Below are 23,448 nucleotides of genomic sequence, written 5' to 3' on the forward strand. Positions count from 1 at the left end.
CCGCCCCTTGTTTGGTGGTTAATGTGGCCCCGAGGTTCAAAACCCGAAATAACTCTGGGAGATCACAATGGCGTCTCGGTTTTCGCGTGTCTTGGCCTGCGGCTCGGCCGCGGTGATGCTGGCCTTCGGCACATTCAGTTCGGCTATGGCCCGCGATCTGGTGATCGCCTTGAAGACCGAACCGTCCTCGATGGATCCGCAGTATCACGCGCTCACGCCGAATACGCAGATCTCGCAGACCATCTTCGACACCTTGGTCGCCACCGACGCGCAACTCAAGCCGCAGCCCTCGCTGGCCGAATCCTGGACCGTGGATGGCAAGGTGTGGACCTTCAAGCTGCGCCCCAACGTGAAGTTCTCCGACGGCTCGCCGTTTACCGCGGATGACGTGGTCTTCACGTATGCGCGCGTGCCGAAGGTGCCCAACAGTCCGTCGCCGTTCACGCTGTACCTGAGCTCGGTCGAGAAGACCGAAGCCGTTGATCCCCAAACCGTGCGCATCACCACCAAGGACGTGGCGCCGAACCTGCTGGTCAATCTGGCGCAGTTGCCCATCATGTCGAAGAAGGCGGCGTCCGGCCCCGCGGCGGAGGGTAAGACGACCACCGAGCTCAATAGCGGCGATGGCCTGGTCGGCACCGGCCCCTACAAGTTCGTGTCATGGAAGCGCGGCGCCGAGTTCGTGCTGGCGCGCAATGACAACTACTGGGGCAAGAAGCCCGAGTGGGACCGCGTGGTCTACCGCCCGATCAGCAACGCGGCCGCGCGCGTGGCCGCGCTGCTTGCTGGCGACGTGGACATGATCGAGGATCCCCCGACCGACGACCTGCCCAAGCTGAAGGGCGACAAGAAGCTCTACGTCGAGGAAACGCCGTCGGTGCGCGTCGTGTACGTGGCGCTGGATCAGTTTGCCGAGCCCTCGCCCGGCATCCAGGGCACCGAGAAGAATCCCATGAAGGACAAGCGCGTGCGCGAGGCGCTGTCGCTGGCCATCAACCGTGACGCGCTGGTCGAACGCGTGATGGGCGGCGTGGCGCTGCCGGCGGGCAATCTGCTGCCCTACCCCATGTTCGGTTCCAGCAAGGAGCACGCCAAGGCGCCCAAGGCCGACGTGGAAAAGGCCAAGGCGCTGCTGAAGGAAGCGGGCTATCCCAACGGGTTTTCCATCACGCTGGGCTCGCCGTCGGGACGCTATGTCAACGACTCGAAGGTGGCGCAGGCGATCGCATCGATGTGGACCCGCATCGGCGTGAAGACCAGCGTGGACGCGATGGCGCCCCCGGTGTTCTTCAAGAACCGCGACAGCTATGCGTTCTCGGCCTATCTGGCGGGCTGGTCGGTGACCAGCGGCGAGATGTCCAACGCGCTGACGTCCTTGCTGGTGACGCGCAATCCGGAAGCGGGCCTGGGCACCACCAACCGCAGCCGCTACTCGAATCCCAAGATGGACGAACTGGTGAAGGAAGCCTCGTCCACCATGGATGACGCCAAGCGCGCCGAGCTGCTGTCCAAGGCCAGCAACATCGCCATGGACGACTACGCGATGCTGCCGGTGCACTTCGAGCTGTCGGTATGGGCCATGAAGAACGACATCCGTTATCAGGGCCGCCCCGACCAGGTCACGCTTGCGCAGTTCGCAACGCTGAAGAAGTAACGCGGGCAGCGGGCGGTATCTGTGCTTGCAACTATCGTACGAAGGCTGCTGCAGACCATCGTCGTCATGCTCGTCATGTCGGCGCTGGTCTTTGCCGGCATCTACATGGTGGGCGACCCGGTGTCGATGCTGGCCAGTCCGGAGGCCACCGAAGCGCAGCGCGCCGCGGTGCGCGCATCGCTGGGCCTGGATCTGCCCTTGTGGCGGCAGTACCTGATCTTCATGAGCCAGGCGGTGCGCGGCGACTTCGGCAACAGCTTCCTGACGGGCGAACCGGCCATGAGGCTGATCCTGGAACGCATGCCAGCCACGGTGGAGCTGGCCTGTGTGGCCATGCTGCTGTCGGTGCTGATTGGCGTGCCGCTGGGCATTCTGGCGGGCCTGAAACCCAAGGCGGCCGGATCGCGCGTCATTATGACGGGTTCGGTGCTGGGTTTCTCGCTGCCCAATTTCTGGGTCGGCCTGATGCTCATCATGGTCTTCGCCGTTATGCTGGGCTGGGTGCCGGCCGGCGGACGCGGACAGACTGTCAGCATCGGCTCGCTGCAATTGAGCGTGCTGACGCTGGACGGCTGGCTGAGCCTGGCGCTGCCGGCGGCCACGATTGCGTTCGCCAAGTGCGCGATGATCATCCGCGTCACGCGTGCGGCTACGCGCGAGGCTTTGCCCATGGACTACATCAAGTTCGCGCGCGCCAAGGGCCTGTCCGAAAAGCGCGTGCTGGGCGTGCATCTGCTCAAGAACATCCTGATCCCGGTGGTGACGGTGGCGGGCCTGGAGTTCGGCCAGGTGATGGCCTTCGCCGTGGTTACGGAAACGGTGTTTTCGTGGCCGGGCATGGGCAAGCTGCTGATCGATTCCATCATCAACCTGGACCGTCCGGTGGTGGTGGCGTATCTGCTCCTGATCGTGTTCTTCCTGGTCATGTTGAATCTGGTGGTGGACATCATCTACACGGTGCTGGACCCCCGCGTACGTTTGGATAGCCGCCGATGAACACACCCGCCACCGCCGCCGCGCCGCCGGTCCAGGCCAAGGAACAGACGCCCTGGCGGCGCTTCCTGTCGGATTTCTTTGCCAGCAAGCTGGCCACGCTGGGCCTGATCATGCTGGTGCTGATCGTGGGCGCCGCGCTGCTGGCGCCCTGGATCGCGCCGCAGAATCCCTATGACCTGGCGATCCTGGACATCATGGATTCCAAGCTCAAGCCGGGCAGTGAAAGCGGCGACGGCAGCATGCACTATTGGCTGGGCACCGACGGCCAGGCGCGCGACCTGCTGTCGGCCATTCTCTATGGCATGCGCACCAGCCTGCTGGTGGCCAGCGTGTCGGTGCTGGCGGCCTTCGGCATAGGCGCCACCGTGGGCTTGATAGCAGCCTATTTCGGCGGCCGCATCGACGCCTTGCTGATGCGGGTTGTGGATATCCAGTTGTCGTTCCCGGCCATCCTGGTTGCCTTGATGCTGTTGGCGATTTTGGGCAAGGGTGTGGACAAGGTGATCATTGCGCTGATCGTGGTGCAGTGGGCGTATTTCGCCCGCGCCGCGCGCGGCGCGGCGCTGGTCGAGCGCGGGAAGGAATACGTCGAGGCGGCGCGCTGCATGTCGCTGTCCTGGGGGCGGGTACTGTTTCGCCACGTGTTGCCGAACTGCATGCCGCCGCTCATCGTCATCGCCACCATCGACCTGGCGCACGCGATTGCGCTGGAAGCCACGCTGTCGTTCCTGGGCGTGGGCGTGCCGGTGACGGAGCCGTCGCTGGGCATGCTGATCTACAACGGCTTCGAATACCTGCTGTCCGGTCAGTACTGGATCTCCTTCTTTCCGGGCATTGCGCTGGCGCTGGCCATCATCGCCATCAACCTGGTGGGCGACCACCTGCGCGATGTGCTCAACCCGCGCCACGCGAATTGAGGGCGGGCGCGATGCAGACACCTGTGGAAAAGTCCAAGGCCGCGCCGGCGCCCATTCTTGAGGTGCAAGGCCTGAAGACGCACTTCTTCACGCGCAATGGCGTGGTGAAGGCCGTCGACGGCGTGGACCTGACGCTGGCCGAGGGCGAGATCCTGGGGCTGGTGGGCGAATCGGGATCGGGCAAGAGCATCACGGGCTTCTCGCTGATGGGGCTGCTGGACGAGCCTGGCCGCATCGTCGACGGCAAGCTGTTGTTCAACGGCGAGGACTTGCGCGGCGCCACGCCTGCGCGCTGGCGGCAGTTGCGGGGCCAGGAGATCGCGATGATCTTCCAGGACCCGATGATGACCCTGAACCCGGTGCTGCGCGTCGATACGCAGATGATCGAGGCGGTGCAGGCGCATAGCCAGGCCTCGCGCGAGCAGGCCCGGCAGCGCGCCTTGCAGACCCTGGCAATGGTGGGCATCCCCTCGCCCGAGGAACGCCTGCGCGCCTATCCGCACCAGCTGTCAGGCGGCATGCGGCAACGGGTGGCTATTGCGATCGCGCTGCTGAATTCGCCCCGCCTGATCATCGCGGACGAGCCCACCACGGCGCTGGACGTGACCATCCAGGGGCAGATCCTGTTCGAAGTGCAGAAGCTGTGCCGCGAGACCGGCACCGCGCTGATCTGGATCACGCACGACCTGGCGGTGGTGGCCGGCCTGGCGGACCGCGTATCCGTCATGTATGCGGGGCGCGTGGTGGAAACGGGCACCACGCAGGCGGTCATCAGCCATCCCATGCATCCCTACACGCATGGCCTGATCGCGTCCATTCCCACGCCGGAATCCCGTGGCAGGCCGCTGGTGCCGATTCCGGGCATGACGCCGTCGCTGCTCAACCTGCCGCAAGGCTGTGCATTCCGCGGGCGCTGTCCGCGCGCGACGGATGCCTGTCTGGTCGAGCCGCAACCCGTGGAAGTTCGCCCAGCGCAATGGGTGCGTTGCTGGCATGCCGGAGAGCCAGACCTCAAATGAACGCCGCAGAACGCGATTCCAACGCCCCCATCCTGTCGCTGCGCGAGATCGAGCTGCGTTTCGTGCAGCCTGTGGATCTGGCTGGCCGCATCGCCAATCTGCTGGGCGCGGGCCTGAAGACACAGGTGGTGCACGCGGTGGCCGGCGTGGACCTGGATGTGACGCCGGGCGAAGTGATCGGCATCGTGGGCGAATCGGGCTGCGGGAAATCAACGTTAGGCCGGGTCGTGTCCGGCATCCTGCCGCCGACTTCCGGCGAGGTCCACTACAAGGGCCGCGCCGTGAAGGCCATGGCGGGCCCGGAGCGGCGCGCCTACGAGCTGGGCGTGCAGATGATCTTCCAGGATCCGTATGCATCGCTCAATCCGCGCATGCGGGTGCGCGAGATCATCGGCGAGGCGCCCGTCGCGCACGGGCTGATCCGTTCGCGCGACAAGGCGGACTATGTCGCGGGGCTGATGCGGCAAGTGGGGCTGGATCCGGCTTTTGCACAGCGTTATCCCCATCAGTTCTCGGGCGGCCAGAGGCAGCGTATAGGAATTGCGCGGGCGCTGGCGCTCAAGCCCTCCGTCATCGTCTGCGACGAGGCGGTCGCCGCGCTGGACGTTTCGATCCAGGCGCAGGTGCTCAATCTGTTCGAGCAGCTGCGCGCGGACCTGGACCTGACCTATCTTTTCATCAGCCACAATCTCAGCGTGGTCAGCCACATATCCGACCGCGTGGCCATCATGTACCTGGGCCGCGTGGTGGAGTTGGCGCCCACCGACACGGTATTTCAGCACGCCAACCATCCCTACACCCAGGCTCTGCTGAAGGAGCTGCCGACGCTGCAGCCCGGGCGGCGCACCTACCAGCCCATCAAGGGGGAGCTGCCATCGCCGCTGGACCCGCCCGCAGGCTGCGCATTCCACCCGCGCTGCCCGCATGCGATGCCGCGCTGCAAGGCCGAGCGGCCGTTGCTGCGGGAGATCGCGCCGGGCCAGTTCAGCGCCTGCCATCTGAACGATACGGCCTAGTCCGAAAGCCCGGTGCGCTGGACCTCGCCCGGACGAAGCGCGAGAATTCCAGCATAGCCAAGCTCCTGAATTCCACTCTTACGGTTTATCCACAGCCATGAAAACCATCGACGAAATCGAACGCGCCCACGGCGACCTCACCGCGCTGCGACGGGATATCCACGCGCATCCCGAACTGGCGTTCCAGGAAACGCGCACATCCTCGCTGGTTGCCGAGCGTCTGCGCGGCTGGGGCCTGGAAGTCCACACCGGGCTGGGGAAAACCGGTGTGGTGGGCGTATTGCGTGGCGGCAGCGGCAAGAAGACCATCGGCCTGCGCGCCGACATGGACGCGCTTCCCATGCCCGAGCACAACCGTTTCGCGCACAAGTCGACCATCAGCGGACGCATGCACGGCTGCGGCCACGACGGCCACACGACCATGTTGCTGGGGGCGGCGCAATACCTGTCCACGCATCGCGATTTCGACGGCACGGTGGTGTTCATCTTCCAGCCGGCCGAGGAAGGCGGCAACGCCGGCGCGCGCGCCATGATGCAGGACGGCCTGTTCGAGAAATTCCCCTGTGACGCGGTGTTCGGCATCCACAACATGCCGGGCATGCCGGTCAACCAGTTCGGCTTTCGCGCCGGGCCGACCATGGCTTCCAGCAACCGCTGGGACATCGTCATCAAGGGCGTGGGCGGCCACGCGGCGCAGCCGCATGCGTCGGTGGATCCGATCATCGTGGCGGCCGACATGGTGCACGCCTTGCAGACGGTGATCTCGCGCAGCAAGAATCCGCTGGAACAGGCGGTGCTGTCGATCACGCAGATCCATGCGGGCGACGCCTACAACGTGATCCCGGGCGAAGCGGTGTTGCGCGGCACGGTGCGCACCTATTCGGTGGAGACCCTGGACAAGATCGAGGCGGACATGCGCCGCATCGCGACCACCTTGCCGCAGGTCTATGGCGGCACGGGCGAACTCGATTTCGTGCGGGCCTATCCCCCGCTGGTGAACTGGGAAAAGGAAACCGCCTTTGCCGCCCAGGTGGCCGAGGACGCCTTCGGCGCCGAAAACGTGCAGCGCGAGATGCCGCCCTTCATGGGCGCCGAGGACTTCTCCTTCTTCCTGGAAGCGGTGCCGGGGACCTATCTGTTCCTGGGCAACGGCGACGGCGACCACCGCATGGAGAGCTATCACGGCATGGGCCCGTGCCAGCTGCACAACCCGAATTACGACTTCAACGATGCCCTGCTGCCGGTAGGCGCAACTTATTGGGTGAAACTGGTGCAGGCGTTCATGGCCAAGGCATGATTCACGCAAGTCATTGATTTAAAAGGCGCGGAGCCCCTGGGTTTCGCGCCTTTTTTCATGTCGGTGCTCGGTTGTGCACAGGCTATCCACCTGCTATTCACCGCCTATCCACCGGGATATCCCCTGGCAATCCACTGCTTTTCCCTGGCTTGCCACCAGGCTTGCCCCCAGGGTTATCCACAGGCCTGAACCCGCCTTTTTGTCCTCGCCATATGACGCGCAGGCTTGAACAAAGGTCGAATAATTCGTTTGCGTAGGGGTTGTGCGTTCACATAATGGACCGTTCCTGAGCCGGCCTGGCCGGCGGCATTCGCCCAAGGAGCGATTCATGTCCCAGAGCAATGCGCTGCGCCGTTCCGAGGCGTATGCGGAACCCGCGCCGCAAAACTTTTCGATCCGCCCGCTGGCGGCCGTGACGGGCGCCGAAATCGTCGGCATCGACCTGTCGCGCGAGCTGGCCGCGGCCGATTTCGCCCAGGTGCATCGCGCGCATCTGGATCACCATCTGCTGGTGTTCCGCGACCAGCGCATTACGCCGCAGCAGCACATCGATTTCAGCCGGCGCTTCGGCCGCCTGATGATCCACGTGCTGCATCAATTCCATCTGCCGGGCCATCCCGAGATCCTGATCGTCTCCAACATCGTGGAAGACGGCAAGCCGATAGGCCTGGGCGATGCCGGCAAGTACTGGCATTCGGACATCTCATACAAGGAACTGCCCAGCCTGGGTTCGCTGCTGCACGCGCAAGAGCTGCCTGAACAGGGGGGCGATACCTTGTTCGCGGACATGCACGTGGCGTACGACACCCTGCCCGCCGCCTTGCGCGACGCGATCGAAGGCAAGCGCGCCGTGCATTCGTACCTGGCCAAGTACGGCCAGCTACAGAAGGAAGGCGCCTGGCGTCCCAATCTGAGCGCGCAGCAGGTGGCGCAGGTGCAGGAAGTGGTGCATCCCGTGGTGCGCACGCATCCGGAAACCGGCCGCCGCGCCCTGTTCGTGAGCGAAGGCTTCACCACCCGCATCGAGGGCCTGCCCGAGGACGAGAGCCGCCAGATCCTGGACGAACTGTTTATCCACAGCATCCGGCCCGAACACATCTATCGCCATCAATGGCAGCCGCACGACCTGGTGTTCTGGGACAACCGTTCGCTGATCCACCTGGCCGGCGGCACGCCGGACCATCTGCGGCGCAAGCTGTACCGCACCACGATCGAAGGCGACGCGCCCTTCTGATTCCCGGATCGCCGCAATTTCAAGCAAAACCAATTATCCACAGGGTTCGCCATGGGTTTTTCCTCCGTACTACGTGATCGCTTGATCCAGACCGCCACCGGCGCGGGCCTGGCGCTGATACTTGCCGTGCTGGCGCTGGCTTCGCCCACCCCGGCCATGGCGGAAGGCCGCATCCGCATCGCGGAGCAGTACGGCATCGTGTATCTGCTGCTGAACGTGGCGCGCGACCAGCAGCTGATCGAAAAGCACGGCAAGGCCGAAGGCGTGGATATCTCGGTGGAGTGGGCCAAGCTGTCCGGCGGCTCGGCGGTGAACGACGCGCTGCTGTCGGGGGCTGTGGATATCGCGGGGGCGGGCGTGGGACCGCTGCTGACCATCTGGGACCGCACGCGCGGCAAGCAGAACGTCAAGGGCGTGGCCTCGCTGGGCAACTTTCCCTATTACCTGGTGAGCAACAATCCCAATGTGAAGACGATTGCGGACTTCACCGACAAGGACCGCATCGCGGTGCCGGCGGTCGGCGTGTCGGTGCAGTCGCGCGTGCTGCAACTGGCCTCGGCCAAGCTGTGGGGCGACGCGCAGTTCAACAAGCTGGACAAGATATCCGTCGCGCTGCCGCATCCGGACGCGGCCGCCGCCATCATCGCCGGCGGCACCGAAATCACGGGGCATTTCGGCAATCCGCCATTCCAGGAACAGGAGCTGGCCGAGAATCCCAAGGCGCGCATCGTGCTCAATTCCTATGACGTGCTGGGCGGACCCAGTTCGTCGACGGTGCTGTTCGCCACCGAAAAATTCCGCAAGGAAAATCCCAAAACCTACAAGGCGTTCCAGGCCGCGCTGAAGGAAGCGGCCCAGTTCGCCAGCGCCAATCCGGAGCAGGCGGCGGACACTTATTTGCGCGTCACGGGCGCTAAGCTGGATCGCGACTTCCTGATCAAGGTGATAAAGAACCCCGACGTGCAATTCAAGCTGGAACCGCAGAATACCTACGCGCTGGCCGAGTTCATGCACAAGGTGGGCGCGATCAAGAACGCGCCGGCAAGCTGGCGCGACTACTTCTTCGACGACGCCGTCACCGCGCAAGGCAGCTGAGATGGGCTTGAGCGCCGCAACCCCTGTGGATAACACCGAAAAGGCCGCGCCTTTGCTGGCTGTGGATAAGGTGTCGATCGAATACAAGACGCGCGAACGGCGCGTGCGCGCCACGCATCAGGTGAGCTTCGAGGTACACGGCGCGGAGCGTTTCATCCTGCTGGGCGCGTCCGGTTGCGGCAAGTCCACTTTGCTCAAGGCCATCGCCGGCTTCATCGAACCGACCGAAGGCCGCATTGCCATCGATGGCCAGCCCGTGCGCGGCCCGGGACCCGACCGCATCGTGGTGTTCCAGGAATTCGACCAGCTGCCGCCGTGGAAGACGCTGCGCCAGAACGTCGCGTTTCCGCTGGTGGCCTCGCGCAAGCTCGGACGGCGTGAGGCCGACGAGCGCGCCATGCACTACCTGGACAAGGTGGGCCTGTCCGCATTCGCCGATGCCTATCCGCATACGCTGTCTGGCGGCATGAAGCAGCGCGTGGCCATCGCCCGCGCTCTGGCCATGCAACCGCGCGTGCTGCTGATGGACGAGCCCTTCGCGGCGCTGGATGCGTTGACGCGGCGGCGCATGCAGGAAGAGCTGCTGGCACTGTGGGAAGACGTGCGCTTCACGCTGCTGTTCGTCACGCATTCGATCGAGGAAGCCCTGGTGCTGGGCAGCCGCGTGTTGCTGCTGTCGCCGCATCCCGGCCGGGTGCGCGCCGAACTGAACGCCCACACCTTCGGCTTGCACAGCCAGGGTTCGGCCGCCTTCCAGTCGGCCGCCAGGCGCATCCATGATCTGCTGTTCGATGCGCCGCCAGTGGAAGCGCCCGCCGAACGGGCCGCGGCCTGAAGGAAACCCGCATGAGCAATACCTATGCGGGCGTCGTGCCCGTCCGCCCCGAAGTGGAGTACCAACTGCCGCCCTTGCCGCCGCAGGCGGCCGAAGCGCCCCTGCCCTGGCATGAACGGCTGTGGCAGCACGCGAGCCTGCGCAAGCTGGCGATCCTGGCGTTGCTGGCGGGCATCTGGGAACTGGCGGCGCGCTACACCGACAACGATCTGCTGCTGCCCAGCGCTTCGCAGACCGCGGTGGCCTTCGTCCAGGGCATGGCGGGCGGCGAGCTGCTGGCCCGCGCCGGACAATCGCTGCGCGTGCTGGCGCAAGGCTATGCGGCGGGCGTGGCGCTGGCCTTCGTGCTGACCACGCTGGCGGTGTCGACCCGCTTCGGACGCGACCTGCTGTCCACGTTGACCGCGATGTTCAATCCCCTGCCTGCCATCGCGCTGTTGCCGCTGGCGCTGCTGTGGTTCGGCCTGGGCGAAGGCAGCCTGGTGTTCGTGCTGATCCATTCGGTGCTCTGGGCGCTGGCCTTGAACACCTACGCGGGTTTTCTGGGCGTGTCGGAGACCCTGCGCATGGCGGGGCGCAACTATGGGCTGACCGGCCTGCGCTACGTGCTGCAGATCCTGGTGCCGGCGGCGCTGCCGGCCATCCTGGCTGGGCTGAGGATAGGCTGGGCATTCGCATGGCGCACGCTGATCGCGGCGGAACTGGTGTTCGGCGCTTCCAGCGGCAAGGGCGGCCTGGGCTGGTACATCTTCCAGAACCGCAACGAGTTATACACAGACCGCGTGTTCGCGGGGCTGGCGGCGGTGGTGATCATCGGCCTGCTTGTGGAAAACCTGGTGTTCGATACCGTCGAGCGTTTCACGGTCAGGCGCTGGGGCATGCAGCGCTGACGGCGCGCCGTATTGCAAGCATGAAAAAGGCGGCCCTTGAGGGGCCGCCTTGCACTTGAACGCTTCGAGAATTACAGCTTCAGTCCCAGCGCCTTGGCCACGCCGGCGGCGTAGGCGGGGTCAGCCTTGCGGAAATGCTCCAGCTGGCGGCGCTGGATTTCCTCGGGTACGCCCGCCATGTGGCGGCCGATGTTGCCGAACAGCAGCTCCTGCTGCGCCGGCGTCATCAGGCGGAACAAGGCGCCCGGCTGCGAGTAGTAGTCATCATCCACGCGGTGGTTCCAGCGTGCCGCGGGCTGGCCGTCCAGCGCCAGCGGCGGTTCGCCTGCCGACGGGGTTTCCTTCCATTCGCCCGCGCTGTTGGGCTCGTAGTTCAGCGTTGCTCCGGCGTTGCCGTCGACGCGGCCGGCGCCGTCGCGATGGAAGCTGTGGAACGGGCAGCGCGGCGCATTCACCGGAATCTGGTGATGATTGATGCCCAGGCGATAGCGGTGCGTGTCGCCGTAAGAGAACAGGCGGCCCTGCAGCATCTTGTCCGGAGAGAAGCTGATACCCGGGACCACGTTGGCCGGCGTGAACGCGGCCTGCTCCACTTCGGCGAAGTAGTTCTCGGGGTTCTTGTTCAGCTCCAGCACCCCGACCTCGATCAGCGGGTAGTCGCCATGCGGCCAGACCTTGGTCAGGTCGAAGGGATTGATATGGTAGGTCGCGGCTTCGGCCTCGGGCATGATCTGCACCTTCAGCGTCCACTTCGGGAAATTGCCCTTTTCGATGTTCTCGAACAGGTCGCGCTGCGAGCTTTCGCGGTCATGGGCGACCACTTGCGCGGCTTCCTCGTCGCTCAGACAGGCAATGCCCTGCTGCGACTTGAAGTGGAACTTCACGTAGAAGCGCTCGCCGTCCTTGTTGATGAAGCTGAAGGTGTGCGAACCGAAGCCGTGCTGCTGGCGCAGGTTGGCGGGGATGCCGCGGTCGCTCATCAGGGTCGTGACCTGGTGCAGCGATTCGGGGTTGAGCGACCAGAAATCCCAGGCGGCGGTAGCGCTGCGCAGGTTGGTCTTGGGATCGCGCTTCTGGGTGTGGATGAAGTCCGGGAATTTCAGCGGATCGCGGATGAAGAAGACCGGCGTGTTGTTGCCGACCAGGTCCCAGTTGCCTTCTTCCGTGTAGAACTTGATGGCGAAGCCGCGCACGTCGCGCTCGGCGTCGGCCGCGCCGCGCTCGCCGGCCACGGTCGAGAAACGCAGGAACAGCGGAGTCTGCTTGCCGACCTTGGAAAAGATGTTGGCGCGGGTATAGCGCGAGATGTCATGCGTGACCGTGAAGGTGCCGTAGGCGCCCGAACCCTTGGCATGCACGACGCGTTCGGGGATGCGTTCGCGGTCGAAATGGGCGAGCTTTTCAATCAGCCAGAAGTCTTCCAACAGCGCGGGGCCGCGCGGGCCGGCCGTCAGCGTGTTGTTGTTGTCGGCCACCGGCGCGCCGGCGGCGGTGGTCAGATGCGTCTTCTTGTCGGTCATAGCACACTCCCTATGAAATGCCTGGAATGCGGGGGCCGCAGGGGGCCCGCGCCGTGTCTGGGATAGCCCGGCATTGCCGGCCAGGGGCCATCTCCGACACATCATAGGGGGCTTGTCCTACGCTGTGAAGTTGATTGATCTATAAAACTTGATAAAGAATAACTATCAAGAAAATCGCGGATTGGTATGAAAGCCTGCGCGCAGGCGAAAAAAACCGGCCCTCCTGGGGCCGGTTTTTCTGCGGCAACGCGTTTAGCGGTTGGCCGCGGCTTCCGTCTTGCGCTGCATGGCGCGGGTGATGGACCACTGCTGCGCGATCGACAAGGTGTTGTTGACGCACCAGTAGAGCACCAGGCCGGCCGGGAAGAAGAACATCATCCCGCCGAACACCAACGGCATGATCATCATGACCTTGGCCTGGACGGGGTCCGGGGGCGTCGGGTTCAGTTTGATCTGCAGGAACATGGTGGCCATCATGATGGCGGGCAGAATGAAGAACGGGTCGCGGATCGACAGGTCATGCACCCACAGGATCCACGGCGCGCCGCGCATTTCCACGCTGGCCAGCAGCACCCAGTACAGCGAGATGAACACCGGGATCTGCACCACCATCGGCAAGCAGCCGCCCAGCGGGTTGATCTTCTCGGTGCGGTACATCTCCATCATGGCCGCATTGAGCTTCTGCTTGTCGTCGCCGTACTTTTCCTTCAGGGCCTGCAGGCGCGGAGCCACCTGCTTCATGCGGGCCATGGAGCGGTAGCTGGCGGCGGCCAGGGGGTAGAACACGGCCTTGATCAGCACGGTCAGCGCCACGATGGTCCAGCCCCAGTTGCCCAGGATGGAATGCAGCCAGGTCATCAGCTTGAACAGCGGCTTGGCGATGATGGTCAGCCAGCCGTAGTCGACCACCAGTTCCAGGCCGGGGGCGAGCGCCGCCATGGCCTTCTGGTCCTGCGGACCGACCCACAGGTGCGAGTCGACGCGGGAGGCGGCGCCAGGAGCGATCTCGCCCACGGCTTCGATGCTGCGCGCGGCGTACAGGTTCTTCTGCACTTCCAGCAGTTCGTTCGTGCGCGGCTTGCCCTGCGGCGGCACCCAGGCGGTGGCGAAGTAGTGCTGGACCACGGCGATCCAGCCGTTGTCCGATTGCTTGATGTAGTTGGCCTTCTTCTTTTCGATGTCGCTGAAGGTGATCTTCTGGAACTTGTCCTGTTCCGAGTAGACGGCGAAACCGGTGAAGGTGTGATAGAAGCTGGACGTGTCGGCCGGGTCGTTGCCGTCGCGTTCGAGCTGCAGGTACAGCGCGGGCGATACGGGGGCGGCGCTGACGTTGGCCAGGTCGTGGCGCACGTCGATGTCATAGCGGCCGCGGTGCAGCGTGAACGTCTTGGTGACCTTGACGCCGCCCGATTCGCCTTCGAAGGCGACGACCAGGCTGTCGCCGGTCAGCTGGCGTTCCGAGGACACGACGCGGAAAGGCGTCTGGTGCGTCGGGAAGCTCTGGCCGTTGGGCGCTCCCACCACGCCGGTCTGCACCACGTAGTTCAGGCCGGCGGCGCGGTCCAGCAGCACCGTGGGCTTGTCGGGCTGGCCGGTGGCCGGGTACTTCAGCAGCTCGGCGCGCACCAGCTGGGCGCCCATGGTGTCGAACGTCAGGCGCAGCACGTCGGTCGTGATGACGACCTCTTCCGAGCGCGCGGCGACAGGCGCGGCGGCGCCGGGCACGACGGACGGAGCGGCGGTCGCGGGGACGGGCGCGTTGGGCACCGAAGGCGTCGCGCCATTGTTCGCGGCTGCCTGCGGCTCGCTCGTGGTGGCCGCCGGCGTGGGGCCGAACAGCGACGGCTTGCCGTTATGGATCTGCCAGTTGTTCCATAGGAGCAACAGCGAGAAGGAAAAAATCATCCAGAGGACGGTTCGTCGGATATCCATGGTGCCTACTGAGGTGAATACGGGCCAGCAAAGCCCGCCAGTTTAGCGTCAATCGTGCTCGGTGCGGTGGCTGTGGGAACAGCACGAGGGGCCATTGGTTCCCTTGGCCGGCGGAACCGGATCCAATCCGCCCGGCGACCACGGGTGGCAGCGGCCGATGCGCCGGACCGCCAGCCAGAAGCCGCGCCAGGCGCCGTGGCGCTCGATCGCTTCGATCGCATACGCCGAGCAGGTCGGGGTAAAGCGGCACTGCCTGCCGATCCAGGGACTCAGGAAGAACCTGTAGAACCGGATCGGGGCAATGAGTAAAGCCCTGATCATCGCGCGATCCGCTCAAAGTGAGCGTCCACTTCGGCTCTGGCCGAGCGTTTCAGCGCGGTGAGCGTGGCGGGCGCGACCTTGCTATGCAGGCGCACGACGTAATCTTTTGCCGGCAATCCCAGGCGCCGGTGGCGGAACGCCTCGCGGATGACCCGCTTGATGGCGTTGCGCGTACTGGCGTGGGCGGCGAAACGCTTGGCGATCACCAGGCCCAGGCGGGCACAGGCATCCTGGCCGGGGGGCAGATCATTGGGAGCCGCGCTCACAATGAAGAACGCCCCTCGGGCAAGACGCCGGCCTTTGAGGGCGGCGGCGAACTCGGAGGGGCGATGCAGCCGCGCCTCCGGCGGAAGCGTGGAGCGCGGCATGGACTGCAGATCAGGCGTCAGGTATCCGGACAAAGCCGGAAAACCAGGACTTAGACGGCCAGACGCTTGCGGCCCTTGGCGCGGCGAGCGTTCAGGATGGCGCGGCCAGCGCGGGTTTTCATGCGCACGCGAAAGCCATGGGTGCGCTTGCGGCGGGTAACGGAAGGTTGGTAGGTACGTTTCATGGACGATCCACAAAAAGAACAAAAGTCAGAAGGGACCTGCCCGGAGGGTTCCTGGTCGCGCATTCAGGAAGCGGGTATCTAGTGAGCATTTTTGCAACAGGTGCAAAAAAACAGCTTGTAGACGGGGCTCTGACCGGGAAACCCCGGGCGACTTATAGAAGCAAAACCAGGCAGTTGCGTGGGCGGTAGGCATCGTTAGACACCATTGCCTACAAAGCGCGGCTAAGCTCTCTGTGGAACCTTCTGACAGACAGAATTCGGAAAAGCCCACCATTTCAGCAAGTTTTCCCTGTCTTGTCAAACAGTTAAGCCGGCGCCGCGTGGATGCTTATGCCCTACCCTGTGGATAACCCCAGCCCAGGCAAGGTAGAATCGAGGTTTGAATAAGAGCGACATGAAAGAATTCTGGCAGACCTGCGTCAGTCGTCTTGAGCAGGAACTCCCCCCCCAACAAATCAGCGCGTGGATACGACCGCTGGTCCCGCTTGCGTACGACGAAACGCAGGCGGTGCTGCGCGTTGCCGCTCCCAACCGGTTCAAGCTGGATTGGGTGCGCAAGAACTTTTCCCACCAGATCGAAGCGTTGGCCGCGGAGTGGTTCGAGCGTCCGGTGCAGGTGCTGTTCGAGTTGCCGACGCAAGGCGCCACGCCGCGCATGCCGGTCGCGCCCGTGCGCGCCGCGCCTGTGGCCCCCGCGCATCCGTCCGCTGCGATTCCTTCAGGCGGCGCGCCGCCACCGATGGCCCCGATAGCGCCTGCCGCTCCTGCCCCCGCGACGACGGCGGCCGCGCAGGCGGCGCAAGCCGTGAACGCGGATGCGGCGAACATCGTGTACGAGCGCTCGCGCCTGAACACCGACCTGACGTTCGAGAACTTCGTGACGGGTAAGGCGAACCAGCTGGCGCGCGCCGCCGCGCTGCAGGTGGCCGAGAACCCGGGCACGTCCTACAACCCGCTTTTCCTGTACGGCGGCGTGGGCCTGGGCAAGACCCACCTGATCCACGCCATCGGCAATGCCATGGTCGCGGCGGGCACCGGCGTGCGCGTGCGCTACGTGCACGCCGACCAGTACGTGTCCGACGTGGTGAAGGCGTACCAGCGCAAGGCGTTCGACGACTTCAAGCGCTACTACCACTCGCTCGACCTGCTGCTGATCGACGATATCCAGTTCTTCTCCGGCAAGAACCGCACGCAGGAAGAATTCTTCTACGCGTTCGAAGCGATGGTGGCCCAGCGCAAGCAGATCATCATCACCAGCGATACCTATCCGAAGGAACTGTCGGGCATCGACAGCCGCCTGATCTCGCGCTTCGACTCCGGCCTGACCGTGGCCATCGAGCCGCCGGAACTGGAAATGCGCGTGGCGATCCTGCTGCGCAAGGCGGAATCCGAAGGCGTGCCCATGCCCGAGGAAGTGGCGTTCTTCATCGCCAAGCATCTGCGCAGCAACGTGCGCGAACTGGAAGGCGCGCTGCGCAAGGTCCTGGCCTACGCCCGCTTCCACGGCCGCGACGTGCTGACGGTGGACGTCTGCAAGGAAGCCCTGAAGGACCTGCTGTCGGTGTCCAACGGCCAGATCACCGTCGAGAACATCCAGAAGACGGTGGCGGATTTCTACAAGATCAAAGTGGCCGACATGTACTCGAAACGCCGGCCCGCCAATATCGCTTTGCCGCGCCAGGTCGCGATGTACCTGGCGAAGGAGCTGACCCAGAAAAGCCTGCCGGAAATCGGCGATCTGTTCGGTGGCCGTGATCACACCACCGTGCTGCATGCCGTACGCAAGATTTCCGACGCCCGCGCCAAGCAAGCGGAGCTCAACCATACCCTGCACGTGTTGGAACAAACTCTAAAAGGATGAACATGCAACTCGTACAAACCACACGCGATGCATTGCTGAAACCGCTGTCGACTGTGGCGGGCATCGTCGAAAGACGCCATACCCTGCCCATCCTGGCGAACATCCTGATGCGCAAGGAAGGCAACAAGGTTGCCTTCATTGCGACCGACCTGGAAGTACAGATCACCACCCATGCCGACTTCGGCGTGGGTCAAGACAACGAATCCACCACGGTCGCGGCGCGCAAGCTGCTGGATATCCTGAAGGCCCTGCCGGACACGGGCGACGTGCGCCTGGCGCTGGCCAGCAACAAGCTGTCGGTGCAGTCGGCCAAGAGCCGCTTCGCCCTGCAGACGCTGGCCGCCAGCGAATTCCCCACCGTGGCTCAGCCCGAGCAGTGGGACGTGTCGCTGACCATGCCGCAGCGCACGCTGCGCCACCTGTTCAACATGGTGCACTTCGCCATGGCGCAACAGGACATCCGCTACTACCTGAACGGCATGCTGCTGGTGTTCGAGCCGGGCCGCGTGCGCGCTGTCGCCACCGACGGCCACCGCTTGGCGCACTGCTCGACGGAAGCCGACGGCATCAGCGAACGCCATGAAGTGATCGTGCCGCGCAAGACCGTGCTGGAAATGCAGCGCCTGCTGGAAGACTCCGACGAGCCGGTTTCCATCGACGTGGCGCCGGGCCAGATCCGCTTCCGCTTCGGCGACGTGGAACTCGTGTCCAAGCTGGTGGAAGGCAAGTTCCCCGACTTCACGCGCGTGATCCCGACGAACTACACGCGCCATTTCCTGGTCGGCCGCGAAGCGCTCCAGGGCAGCCTGCAGCGCGCCGCCATCCTGACCACCGACAAGTTCAAGGGCGTGCGCCTGCAACTGGCGCAGAACCAGATGAAGATCTCGTCCTCCAACGCCGAGCAGGAAGAGGCGCAGGAAGAAATCGACATCGACTACGGCCACGAAGCCCTGGACGTGGGTTTCAACGTCGGCTACCTGCTCGACGTGCTGTCCAACGTCAAGGTGGACAACATCCAGTGGTCGGTCATGCCCGATGCCAACGCGTCGGCGCTCATCACCCTGCCCGAAGACGACCAGTTCAAGTACGTCGTCATGCCCATGCGGATCTGATCCGCACCCATCCGTGGGTTTGTGCCGCTTGCGGGCCTGAGGGCCCGTGGGCGGTCCGGCCGCCAGGCCGTTCTTTAAAGCGTTATCGATACAGACATGTCAGATCAGCAGAACACCACTCCCGAGAACAGCGGCTACGGCGCTGACTCGATCAAGATGCTCAAGGGGCTGGAGGCCGTGCGCAAGCGCCCCGGCATGTACATCGGCGATACCTCCGACGGCACCGGCTTGCACCACATGGTGTTCGAAGTCGTCGACAACGCCATCGACGAAGCCCTGGCCGGCTATTGCGACGACATCGTCGTCACGATCCACACCGACAACTCCATCTCGGTCACCGACAACGGCCGGGGCATTCCGACCGACATCCACAAGGACGACGAATTCCACCGCAGCGCGGCCGAAATCGTCATGACCGAGCTGCATGCCGGCGGCAAGTTCGACCAGAACTCCTACAAGGTGTCCGGCGGCCTGCACGGCGTGGGCGTGTCTTGCGTGAACGCGCTGTCCGAATGGTTGCGGCTGACCATCCGCCGCAACGGCGAAGTGCACCAGATGGAATTCCGCCAGGGCGAGCGCGTTGCACCCCTGGCCGTGACCGGCACGACCGACAAGCGCGGCACCGAAGTGCGCTTTTTGGCCGATCCGATCATCTTCAACAACATCGAGTACCACTACGAGATCCTCTCCAAGCGCCTGCGCGAACTGTCGTTCCTGAACAATGGCGTGAAGATCCGCCTGATCGACCAGCGCCAGGGCAAGGAAGAGAACTTCGCGTTCTCCGGCGGCGTGAAGGGCTTCGTCGAATACATCAACCGCAGCAAGACCGTGCTGCACCCGAACGTGTTCTCGGTCACCACCGAGTCCGCAGCGGGCGGCGTGCCGGTCGGCGTCGAAGTGGCAATGCAGTGGAACGACAGCTACAGCGAAAGCGTGCTGTGCTTCACCAACAACATCCCGCAGCGCGACGGCGGTTCGCACCTAACCGGCCTGCGTGCGGCGATGACCCGCATCATCAACAAGTACATCACCGACAATGAACTGGCCAAGAAGGCCAAGGTCGAAACGTCCGGCGACGACATGCGCGAAGGCCTGGCCTGCGTGCTGTCGGTGAAGGTGCCCGAGCCCAAGTTCAGCAGCCAGACCAAGGACAAGCTGGTCTCCAGCGAAGTGCGTCCGGCCGTCGAAGAAGCCGTGGCCCGCACGCTGGAAACCTGGCTGCTGGAACACCCGAACGACGCCAAGGCGTTGTGCGCCAAGATCGTCGAAGCCGCCCGCGCCCGCGAAGCCGCGCGCAAGGCGCGCGAGATGACCCGTCGCAAGAGCGTGCTGGAAGGCGCGGGTCTGCCCGGCAAGCTGGCCGACTGCCAGGAAAAGGACCCCGCGCTGTGCGAGCTCTACATCGTCGAGGGTGACTCCGCAGGCGGCTCGGCCAAGCAAGGCCGCGACCGCAAGTTCCAGGCCATCCTGCCGCTGCGCGGCAAGGTGCTGAACGTCGAGAAGGCGCGTTTCGACCGCCTCATCGCCAGCGAGCAGATCGCCACGCTGATCACCGCGCTGGGCACCAGCATCGGTCCCGACTTCAACGTCGACAAGCTGCGCTACCACCGCCTCATCATCATGACCGACGCGGACGTCGACGGCGCACACATCCGCACCCTGCTGCTGACGCTGCTGTACCGCCAGATGCCCGAGCTGGTGCAGCGCGGCTACGTGTATATCGCCCAACCGCCGCTGTACAAGGTCAAGGTCGGCCGCGAAGAGCGCTATCTGAAGGACGACCAGGAAGAAGCGCAGTTCATGCTGTCGCTGGCGCTGAAGGACGCCGAGATCATCTCGGGCGGCAACATCATCCGCGGCGACGAACTCAATGAACTGGCCCGCCAGTACGTCGCGGCCGACGCCGTGATCGCGCGCCTGTCGCGCGTGTTCGACGTGGCCGCGCTGTCGGCCATGGCCGAAGGCGTGGAGATCAACCTGGAAACGGCCGAGTCCACCGCCGAGTCCGCGCGCCAACTGGCGGATGCCATGCGCGATCCGGTCAGCGGCAATGGCGTGGAAGTGGTGCCTGAGTTCGACGAAGCCACCGAACGCCACCGCCTGTCGGTGCAGCGCATGCACCACGGCAACGTGCGCGTCAGCATCATCGACGCGGACTTCGTCAACGGTTCGGACTACGCCGTGCTGTCCAAGGCCGCCAAGAGCTTCTCCGGCAAGGTCGGCGCGCGTTCGCTGGCCGCTCGCGGCGAAGGCGAAAAGCGCAAGGAACAGACCGTGTCCGACTTCCGCGAAGCCATGCAGTGGCTGCGCAGTGAAGCCGACCGCAGCATTTCCAAGCAGCGCTACAAGGGTCTGGGCGAAATGAACCCCGAACAGCTGTGGGAAACCACCATGGACCCGAAGGTGCGCCGCCTCTTGCGCGTGCAGATCGAGGACGCCATCGCGGCCGACGAGGTCTTCACCACGCTGATGGGCGACGACGTCGAGCCGCGCCGCAACTTCATCGAGACGCACGCGCTGTCGGCGGGGAATATCGACGCCTGACGGCGTGGGATTCCGCGAGGATCCGGATTCTTCCCGAGAAACCCGGATCGCATGAAAAAGGGGCTGCCAGGCAGCCCCTTTTTCTTTGTGCCCGCACGCCAGGTTCCGGGTGAGCAGCCTATCGGCAAGCCGCCCGGGTGCGCCGATTCGCTGACCCGTCGGGCATGACCGCCAGCCCCCGGCCCTAGCGCTTCAAACCTTGGACAATGGCTCCACAGGCCGTTTCGCCAGGCATTCGACGAGCAGATCTCCCGTCGCACGGATGTGCTGCGTCAGAAGCCTGCAGGCAGACTCCACCTCGCCCTGCTTGCACATCGCCAGAAGCTCCCAGTGCTCCTGTTGTGAGCGGTCCCGGTGCGAGGTGAACTCCCACGTGTAACGCAGGTAGCGTTCAAAGCCCAGGCGTAAGGTCTCGACCATCGTCAGCGTCCTTGGGCGATTCGCGGCGGCATACAGCCCCTGGTGGAAGCGGGCGTTCAGCAAGATGATCTGATCGACGCTTTTTTCGTCGTCCAGTTGCTTGAGCACGCGCTCGGCGGCCTCGAATTGAGCCTCTGTCAGCCGGGGTATGGCCCAAGCCAACGCTTGCGGTTCGACGACGCTACGCAAAATCGTCATTTCCTCGGCTTCGTCGGCCGACATCGTCGCCACGCTGACGCCACGACGCGGCTCCGAGATCAGGAAGCACTCGCGGATCAGGTCCTTGAACGCCTCCCGCACGACCGTCTGGCTGACCCGGAAACGCGAGGCCACGGCATCCTGGCGTAGGCGTTCGCCCGGCTTCAGCTGGCCGTGAATGATCTCTCCGCGCAGAGCGTCCACCACCGCGCCAGTAATCGAACGATCCGCCAGGGCCTGGCCCAGGGGCGACGTTTCACCGTAGTCCATAGATTTTCTCCTCCTAGGGATTATACGGACGGATCAAACATTGACGATTATCGATTATCGATTATAGTTCACGGACCCTCACACTTTTCATCAAGGTTGCATATGACGCTCCGCCTTTCCGATTTCGATGCCGTGACCTTCGACGTGTACGGCACGTTGATAGATTGGGAGCCTTCGATCGCCAGGTTCCTGACGCGCTGGGCGCGCGAGAACCGCATCGAGGCCGACGCCGAAACCCTGATCATGGCTTTCGATGGCGCCCGCGCCGCGATCCAGAAGGAACGCCCGGCGCACCTCTACCCCGACGTCCTGACCAAGTGCTTCGAGCGCATCTGCGCCGAGTTCAAGGTGGCGGTGGACCCCGACCTGCGCCGCCAGTTCGCGGCTGCGCCGCATACTTGGCCGGCATTCGAGGACAGCCATGCCGGGCTTGTGCGCCTGCAGCAATCCGCCAAGGTGGGCGCGTTCAGCAACATCGACCAGGCTTCGCTCAACACCTCGTGCGACAACCTGGACTTCCGCTTCGATCTGGTGGTCACGGCACAACGCGTGGGCGCCTACAAGCCCGATTGGCCGCATTTCGATACGGGCATCGGCGAACTGACGCGCATGGGCATCCCGCGCGAACGGATCTTGCACGTCGGGCAAAGCCTGCGGGCTGACATTACGCCGGCCAACCGCCTGGGCGTGCGTTGCGCCTGGGTCAACCGCCCGGGCAGGCTGCTGGGCTTGTCGGGCGAAGGCGCGGCCGAGGCGAAGCCCGACCTCACGGTCTCCAGCCTTGCCGAACTTGTTGCTGCCCTGACCGGCGCCGATCAACCCGCCGCCACGCTGGCCTGACGAGGAGTGCCCCCATGATTCCTACCGTCCATTCCATGCCCCGCACGCTGCGCGGCGTTCTTGGCGCAGTGCTGCTCGCAGGTAGCGCTGCGGCGCTGGCGCAGAGTGCCGATCCCATCCTGGACCGCATCAAGGCCAAGGGAACCATCACTCTGGGTTACCGCGAATCGTCGATTCCCTTTTCCTATCTGGACGACGGCAGGAAGCCTGTGGGTTACGCAATCGACCTGTGCATGAAGGTGGTGGACGCCGTCCGCCTGCGGCTGCAGATGCCGGCCTTGAAGGTCGACTACATCGCCGTGAATCCGCAAAACCGGATCGCGCTGGTCGCCAACGGCACCGTCGACCTGGAATGCGGGTCGACGGTCAACTCCCTGGGCCGCCAGGCGCAGGTCGACTTCAGCGCCCCGCACTTCATCTCGACCACCCGGCTGCTGGTGCGCAAGGGTTCCGATATCAAGGAGGTCGAGGACCTGAACGGAAAGGCCGTAGCGCTGCCCATCAACACCACGCCAGAACGGCTGATCAAGGCATTGATCGAAGCGAAGAAGCTGCAGGTCCGCATCGTTCCGGTGAGGGACAACTCCGAGGGCTTTCTGGCACTGTCGACGGGCCGGGCCGACGCCTTCTCGACGGACGACATCCTGCTCTACGGACTGCGCAAGAGCGCTCCGACGCCTGTCGACTTCGAGGTGGTTGGCCGGTCCCTGTCGTTCGATCCCTACGGCCTGATGCTACAGAAGAACAGCACCGTGTTCCTCAGCTTGGTGAACGCCACCATCGCGCGCAGCGTGCGCTCCGGGGAACTCAACGCTTCCTATGACAAGTGGTTCGCGCCCATGGGCGTTCCGCTCTCAAAGGATCTCGCAGCGGCATTCAAATTGGCCGCACTTCCGGAATGACGCGACCCGCTCGGGGCTCATG

21 protein-coding genes are annotated in these 23,448 nt (G+C 64.4%); 15 read left to right on the forward strand and 6 right to left on the reverse strand.

Annotated features, from left to right (window positions below; genetic code table 11):
• The first annotated feature begins 67 nt into the window (after positions 1-67).
• The 10 genes from HWY37_RS20775 (at position 68) to HWY37_RS20820 (ending at position 10,953) form a co-directional block, all read left to right on the forward strand.
• On the forward strand, positions 68-1,654 hold the full coding sequence (locus HWY37_RS20775; RefSeq protein ID WP_175205380.1) for an ABC transporter substrate-binding protein: 1,587 nt from the start codon (positions 68-70) through the stop codon (positions 1,652-1,654).
• A gap of 21 nt (positions 1,655-1,675) precedes the next feature.
• Entirely contained in the window at positions 1,676-2,650 is a 975-nt protein-coding gene (locus HWY37_RS20780) for an ABC transporter permease (protein WP_175205379.1), read from the forward strand.
• Complete coding sequence (locus HWY37_RS20785; protein WP_176089735.1) at positions 2,647-3,567, forward strand: ABC transporter permease; 921 nt, start codon at positions 2,647-2,649, stop codon at positions 3,565-3,567. Before HWY37_RS20780 ends, HWY37_RS20785 begins: the two co-directional genes overlap by 4 nt.
• An 11-nt stretch (positions 3,568-3,578) precedes the next feature.
• Positions 3,579-4,586: an ABC transporter ATP-binding protein gene (locus HWY37_RS20790; RefSeq protein ID WP_175205377.1), complete on the forward strand. Its 1,008-nt coding sequence runs from the start codon at positions 3,579-3,581 to the stop codon at positions 4,584-4,586.
• Positions 4,583-5,602 carry an ABC transporter ATP-binding protein gene (locus HWY37_RS20795; RefSeq protein WP_175205376.1) on the forward strand — a complete coding sequence of 340 codons (1,020 nt, stop codon included), beginning with the start codon at positions 4,583-4,585 and terminating at the stop codon, positions 5,600-5,602. Before HWY37_RS20790 ends, HWY37_RS20795 begins: the two co-directional genes overlap by 4 nt.
• 97 nt (positions 5,603-5,699) lie before the next feature.
• Complete coding sequence (locus HWY37_RS20800) at positions 5,700-6,899, forward strand: M20 aminoacylase family protein (RefSeq protein WP_175205375.1); 1,200 nt, start codon at positions 5,700-5,702, stop codon at positions 6,897-6,899.
• A 328-nt stretch (positions 6,900-7,227) separates the two neighbouring features.
• The gene (locus tag HWY37_RS20805) at positions 7,228-8,133 is read left to right on the forward strand and encodes a TauD/TfdA dioxygenase family protein (protein ID WP_175205374.1); all 906 of its coding nucleotides are present in this window, start codon (positions 7,228-7,230) and stop codon (positions 8,131-8,133) included.
• A gap of 51 nt (positions 8,134-8,184) precedes the next feature.
• Positions 8,185-9,228 carry an ABC transporter substrate-binding protein gene (locus HWY37_RS20810; protein ID WP_176089736.1) on the forward strand — a complete coding sequence of 348 codons (1,044 nt, stop codon included), beginning with the start codon at positions 8,185-8,187 and terminating at the stop codon, positions 9,226-9,228.
• Position 9,229: 1 nt separating this feature from the next.
• Positions 9,230-10,063 carry an ABC transporter ATP-binding protein gene (locus tag HWY37_RS20815; protein ID WP_176089737.1) on the forward strand — a complete coding sequence of 278 codons (834 nt, stop codon included), beginning with the start codon at positions 9,230-9,232 and terminating at the stop codon, positions 10,061-10,063.
• Positions 10,064-10,074: 11 nt separating this feature from the next.
• Positions 10,075-10,953 carry an ABC transporter permease gene (locus HWY37_RS20820; protein ID WP_176089738.1) on the forward strand — a complete coding sequence of 293 codons (879 nt, stop codon included), beginning with the start codon at positions 10,075-10,077 and terminating at the stop codon, positions 10,951-10,953.
• Between the two features lie 71 nt (positions 10,954-11,024).
• On the opposite strand, the gene HWY37_RS20825 is transcribed toward HWY37_RS20820, so the two are convergent.
• From HWY37_RS20825 to rpmH, 5 genes are all read right to left on the reverse strand, one after another.
• On the reverse strand, positions 11,025-12,473 hold the full coding sequence (locus HWY37_RS20825; RefSeq protein WP_175205370.1) for a catalase: 1,449 nt from the start codon (positions 12,471-12,473) through the stop codon (positions 11,025-11,027).
• Between the two features lie 252 nt (positions 12,474-12,725).
• Positions 12,726-14,405: a membrane protein insertase YidC gene (gene yidC, locus HWY37_RS20830; protein ID WP_175205369.1), complete on the reverse strand. Its 1,680-nt coding sequence runs from the start codon at positions 14,403-14,405 to the stop codon at positions 12,726-12,728.
• A gap of 48 nt (positions 14,406-14,453) precedes the next feature.
• On the reverse strand, positions 14,454-14,726 hold the full coding sequence (gene yidD / locus HWY37_RS20835; protein ID WP_175205368.1) for a membrane protein insertion efficiency factor YidD: 273 nt from the start codon (positions 14,724-14,726) through the stop codon (positions 14,454-14,456).
• The gene (locus HWY37_RS20840) at positions 14,723-15,094 is read right to left on the reverse strand and encodes a ribonuclease P protein component (protein ID WP_175205484.1); all 372 of its coding nucleotides are present in this window, start codon (positions 15,092-15,094) and stop codon (positions 14,723-14,725) included. Before HWY37_RS20840 ends, yidD begins: the two co-directional genes overlap by 4 nt.
• Positions 15,095-15,144: 50 nt before the next feature.
• Entirely contained in the window at positions 15,145-15,279 is a 135-nt protein-coding gene (gene rpmH / locus HWY37_RS20845) for a 50S ribosomal protein L34 (RefSeq protein ID WP_003816025.1), read from the reverse strand.
• A 394-nt stretch (positions 15,280-15,673) separates the two neighbouring features.
• Between rpmH and dnaA the strand changes: the two genes are divergently transcribed.
• The 3 genes from dnaA (at position 15,674) to gyrB (ending at position 20,796) form a co-directional block, all read left to right on the forward strand.
• Positions 15,674-17,140, forward strand: a complete 1,467-nt coding sequence (gene dnaA / locus HWY37_RS20850; RefSeq protein ID WP_175205367.1) for a chromosomal replication initiator protein DnaA — start codon at positions 15,674-15,676, stop codon at positions 17,138-17,140.
• Between the two features lie 2 nt (positions 17,141-17,142).
• Positions 17,143-18,252: a DNA polymerase III subunit beta gene (dnaN, locus tag HWY37_RS20855; protein WP_054455945.1), complete on the forward strand. Its 1,110-nt coding sequence runs from the start codon at positions 17,143-17,145 to the stop codon at positions 18,250-18,252.
• Between the two features lie 96 nt (positions 18,253-18,348).
• Positions 18,349-20,796 (forward strand): DNA topoisomerase (ATP-hydrolyzing) subunit B, encoded by a 2,448-nt coding sequence (gene gyrB, locus HWY37_RS20860; protein ID WP_175205366.1) that lies wholly within the window; start codon positions 18,349-18,351, stop codon positions 20,794-20,796.
• A 192-nt stretch (positions 20,797-20,988) separates the two neighbouring features.
• Here gyrB and HWY37_RS20865 read toward each other — a convergent pair whose 3' ends face one another.
• Positions 20,989-21,684 (reverse strand): GntR family transcriptional regulator, encoded by a 696-nt coding sequence (locus tag HWY37_RS20865; RefSeq protein ID WP_176089739.1) that lies wholly within the window; start codon positions 21,682-21,684, stop codon positions 20,989-20,991.
• Positions 21,685-21,786: 102 nt separating this feature from the next.
• On the opposite strand from HWY37_RS20865, the gene HWY37_RS20870 reads away from it, so the two are divergent.
• Both HWY37_RS20870 and HWY37_RS20875 read left to right on the forward strand, forming a co-directional pair.
• The gene (locus HWY37_RS20870) at positions 21,787-22,524 is read left to right on the forward strand and encodes an HAD family hydrolase (RefSeq protein ID WP_176089740.1); all 738 of its coding nucleotides are present in this window, start codon (positions 21,787-21,789) and stop codon (positions 22,522-22,524) included.
• A 14-nt stretch (positions 22,525-22,538) separates the two neighbouring features.
• On the forward strand, positions 22,539-23,426 hold the full coding sequence (locus tag HWY37_RS20875; protein WP_217706404.1) for an amino acid ABC transporter substrate-binding protein: 888 nt from the start codon (positions 22,539-22,541) through the stop codon (positions 23,424-23,426).
• Positions 23,427-23,448: the final 22 nt, after the last annotated feature.

The sequence above is a fragment of the Achromobacter anxifer genome, assembly GCF_903652925.1.
GTDB lineage: Bacteria > Pseudomonadota > Gammaproteobacteria > Burkholderiales > Burkholderiaceae_B > Achromobacter > Achromobacter anxifer.

Bases quoted from the DNA above. Each gene is read 5' to 3' on its own strand.
- HWY37_RS20775 (WP_175205380.1), top strand. From the start codon at position 68: ATGGCGTCTCGGTTTTCGCGTGTCTTGGCCTGCGGCTCGGCCGCGGTG.
- HWY37_RS20785 (WP_176089735.1), top strand. From the start codon at position 2,647: ATGAACACACCCGCCACCGCCGCCGCGCCGCCGGTCCAGGCCAAGGAA.
- HWY37_RS20790 (WP_175205377.1), top strand. From the start codon at position 3,579: ATGCAGACACCTGTGGAAAAGTCCAAGGCCGCGCCGGCGCCCATTCTT.
- HWY37_RS20795 (WP_175205376.1), top strand. From the start codon at position 4,583: ATGAACGCCGCAGAACGCGATTCCAACGCCCCCATCCTGTCGCTGCGC.
- HWY37_RS20800 (WP_175205375.1), top strand. From the start codon at position 5,700: ATGAAAACCATCGACGAAATCGAACGCGCCCACGGCGACCTCACCGCG.
- HWY37_RS20805 (WP_175205374.1), top strand. From the start codon at position 7,228: ATGTCCCAGAGCAATGCGCTGCGCCGTTCCGAGGCGTATGCGGAACCC.
- HWY37_RS20810 (WP_176089736.1), top strand. From the start codon at position 8,185: ATGGGTTTTTCCTCCGTACTACGTGATCGCTTGATCCAGACCGCCACC.
- HWY37_RS20815 (WP_176089737.1), top strand. From the start codon at position 9,230: ATGGGCTTGAGCGCCGCAACCCCTGTGGATAACACCGAAAAGGCCGCG.
- HWY37_RS20820 (WP_176089738.1), top strand. From the start codon at position 10,075: ATGAGCAATACCTATGCGGGCGTCGTGCCCGTCCGCCCCGAAGTGGAG.
- HWY37_RS20825 (WP_175205370.1), bottom strand. From the start codon at position 12,473: ATGACCGACAAGAAGACGCATCTGACCACCGCCGCCGGCGCGCCGGTG.
- yidC (WP_175205369.1), bottom strand. From the start codon at position 14,405: ATGGATATCCGACGAACCGTCCTCTGGATGATTTTTTCCTTCTCGCTG.
- yidD (WP_175205368.1), bottom strand. From the start codon at position 14,726: ATGATCAGGGCTTTACTCATTGCCCCGATCCGGTTCTACAGGTTCTTC.
- HWY37_RS20840 (WP_175205484.1), bottom strand. From the start codon at position 15,094: ATGCCGCGCTCCACGCTTCCGCCGGAGGCGCGGCTGCATCGCCCCTCC.
- rpmH (WP_003816025.1), bottom strand. From the start codon at position 15,279: ATGAAACGTACCTACCAACCTTCCGTTACCCGCCGCAAGCGCACCCAT.
- dnaA (WP_175205367.1), top strand. From the start codon at position 15,674: ATGAAAGAATTCTGGCAGACCTGCGTCAGTCGTCTTGAGCAGGAACTC.
- dnaN (WP_054455945.1), top strand. From the start codon at position 17,143: ATGCAACTCGTACAAACCACACGCGATGCATTGCTGAAACCGCTGTCG.
- gyrB (WP_175205366.1), top strand. From the start codon at position 18,349: ATGTCAGATCAGCAGAACACCACTCCCGAGAACAGCGGCTACGGCGCT.
- HWY37_RS20865 (WP_176089739.1), bottom strand. From the start codon at position 21,684: ATGGACTACGGTGAAACGTCGCCCCTGGGCCAGGCCCTGGCGGATCGT.
- HWY37_RS20870 (WP_176089740.1), top strand. From the start codon at position 21,787: ATGACGCTCCGCCTTTCCGATTTCGATGCCGTGACCTTCGACGTGTAC.
- HWY37_RS20875 (WP_217706404.1), top strand. From the start codon at position 22,539: ATGATTCCTACCGTCCATTCCATGCCCCGCACGCTGCGCGGCGTTCTT.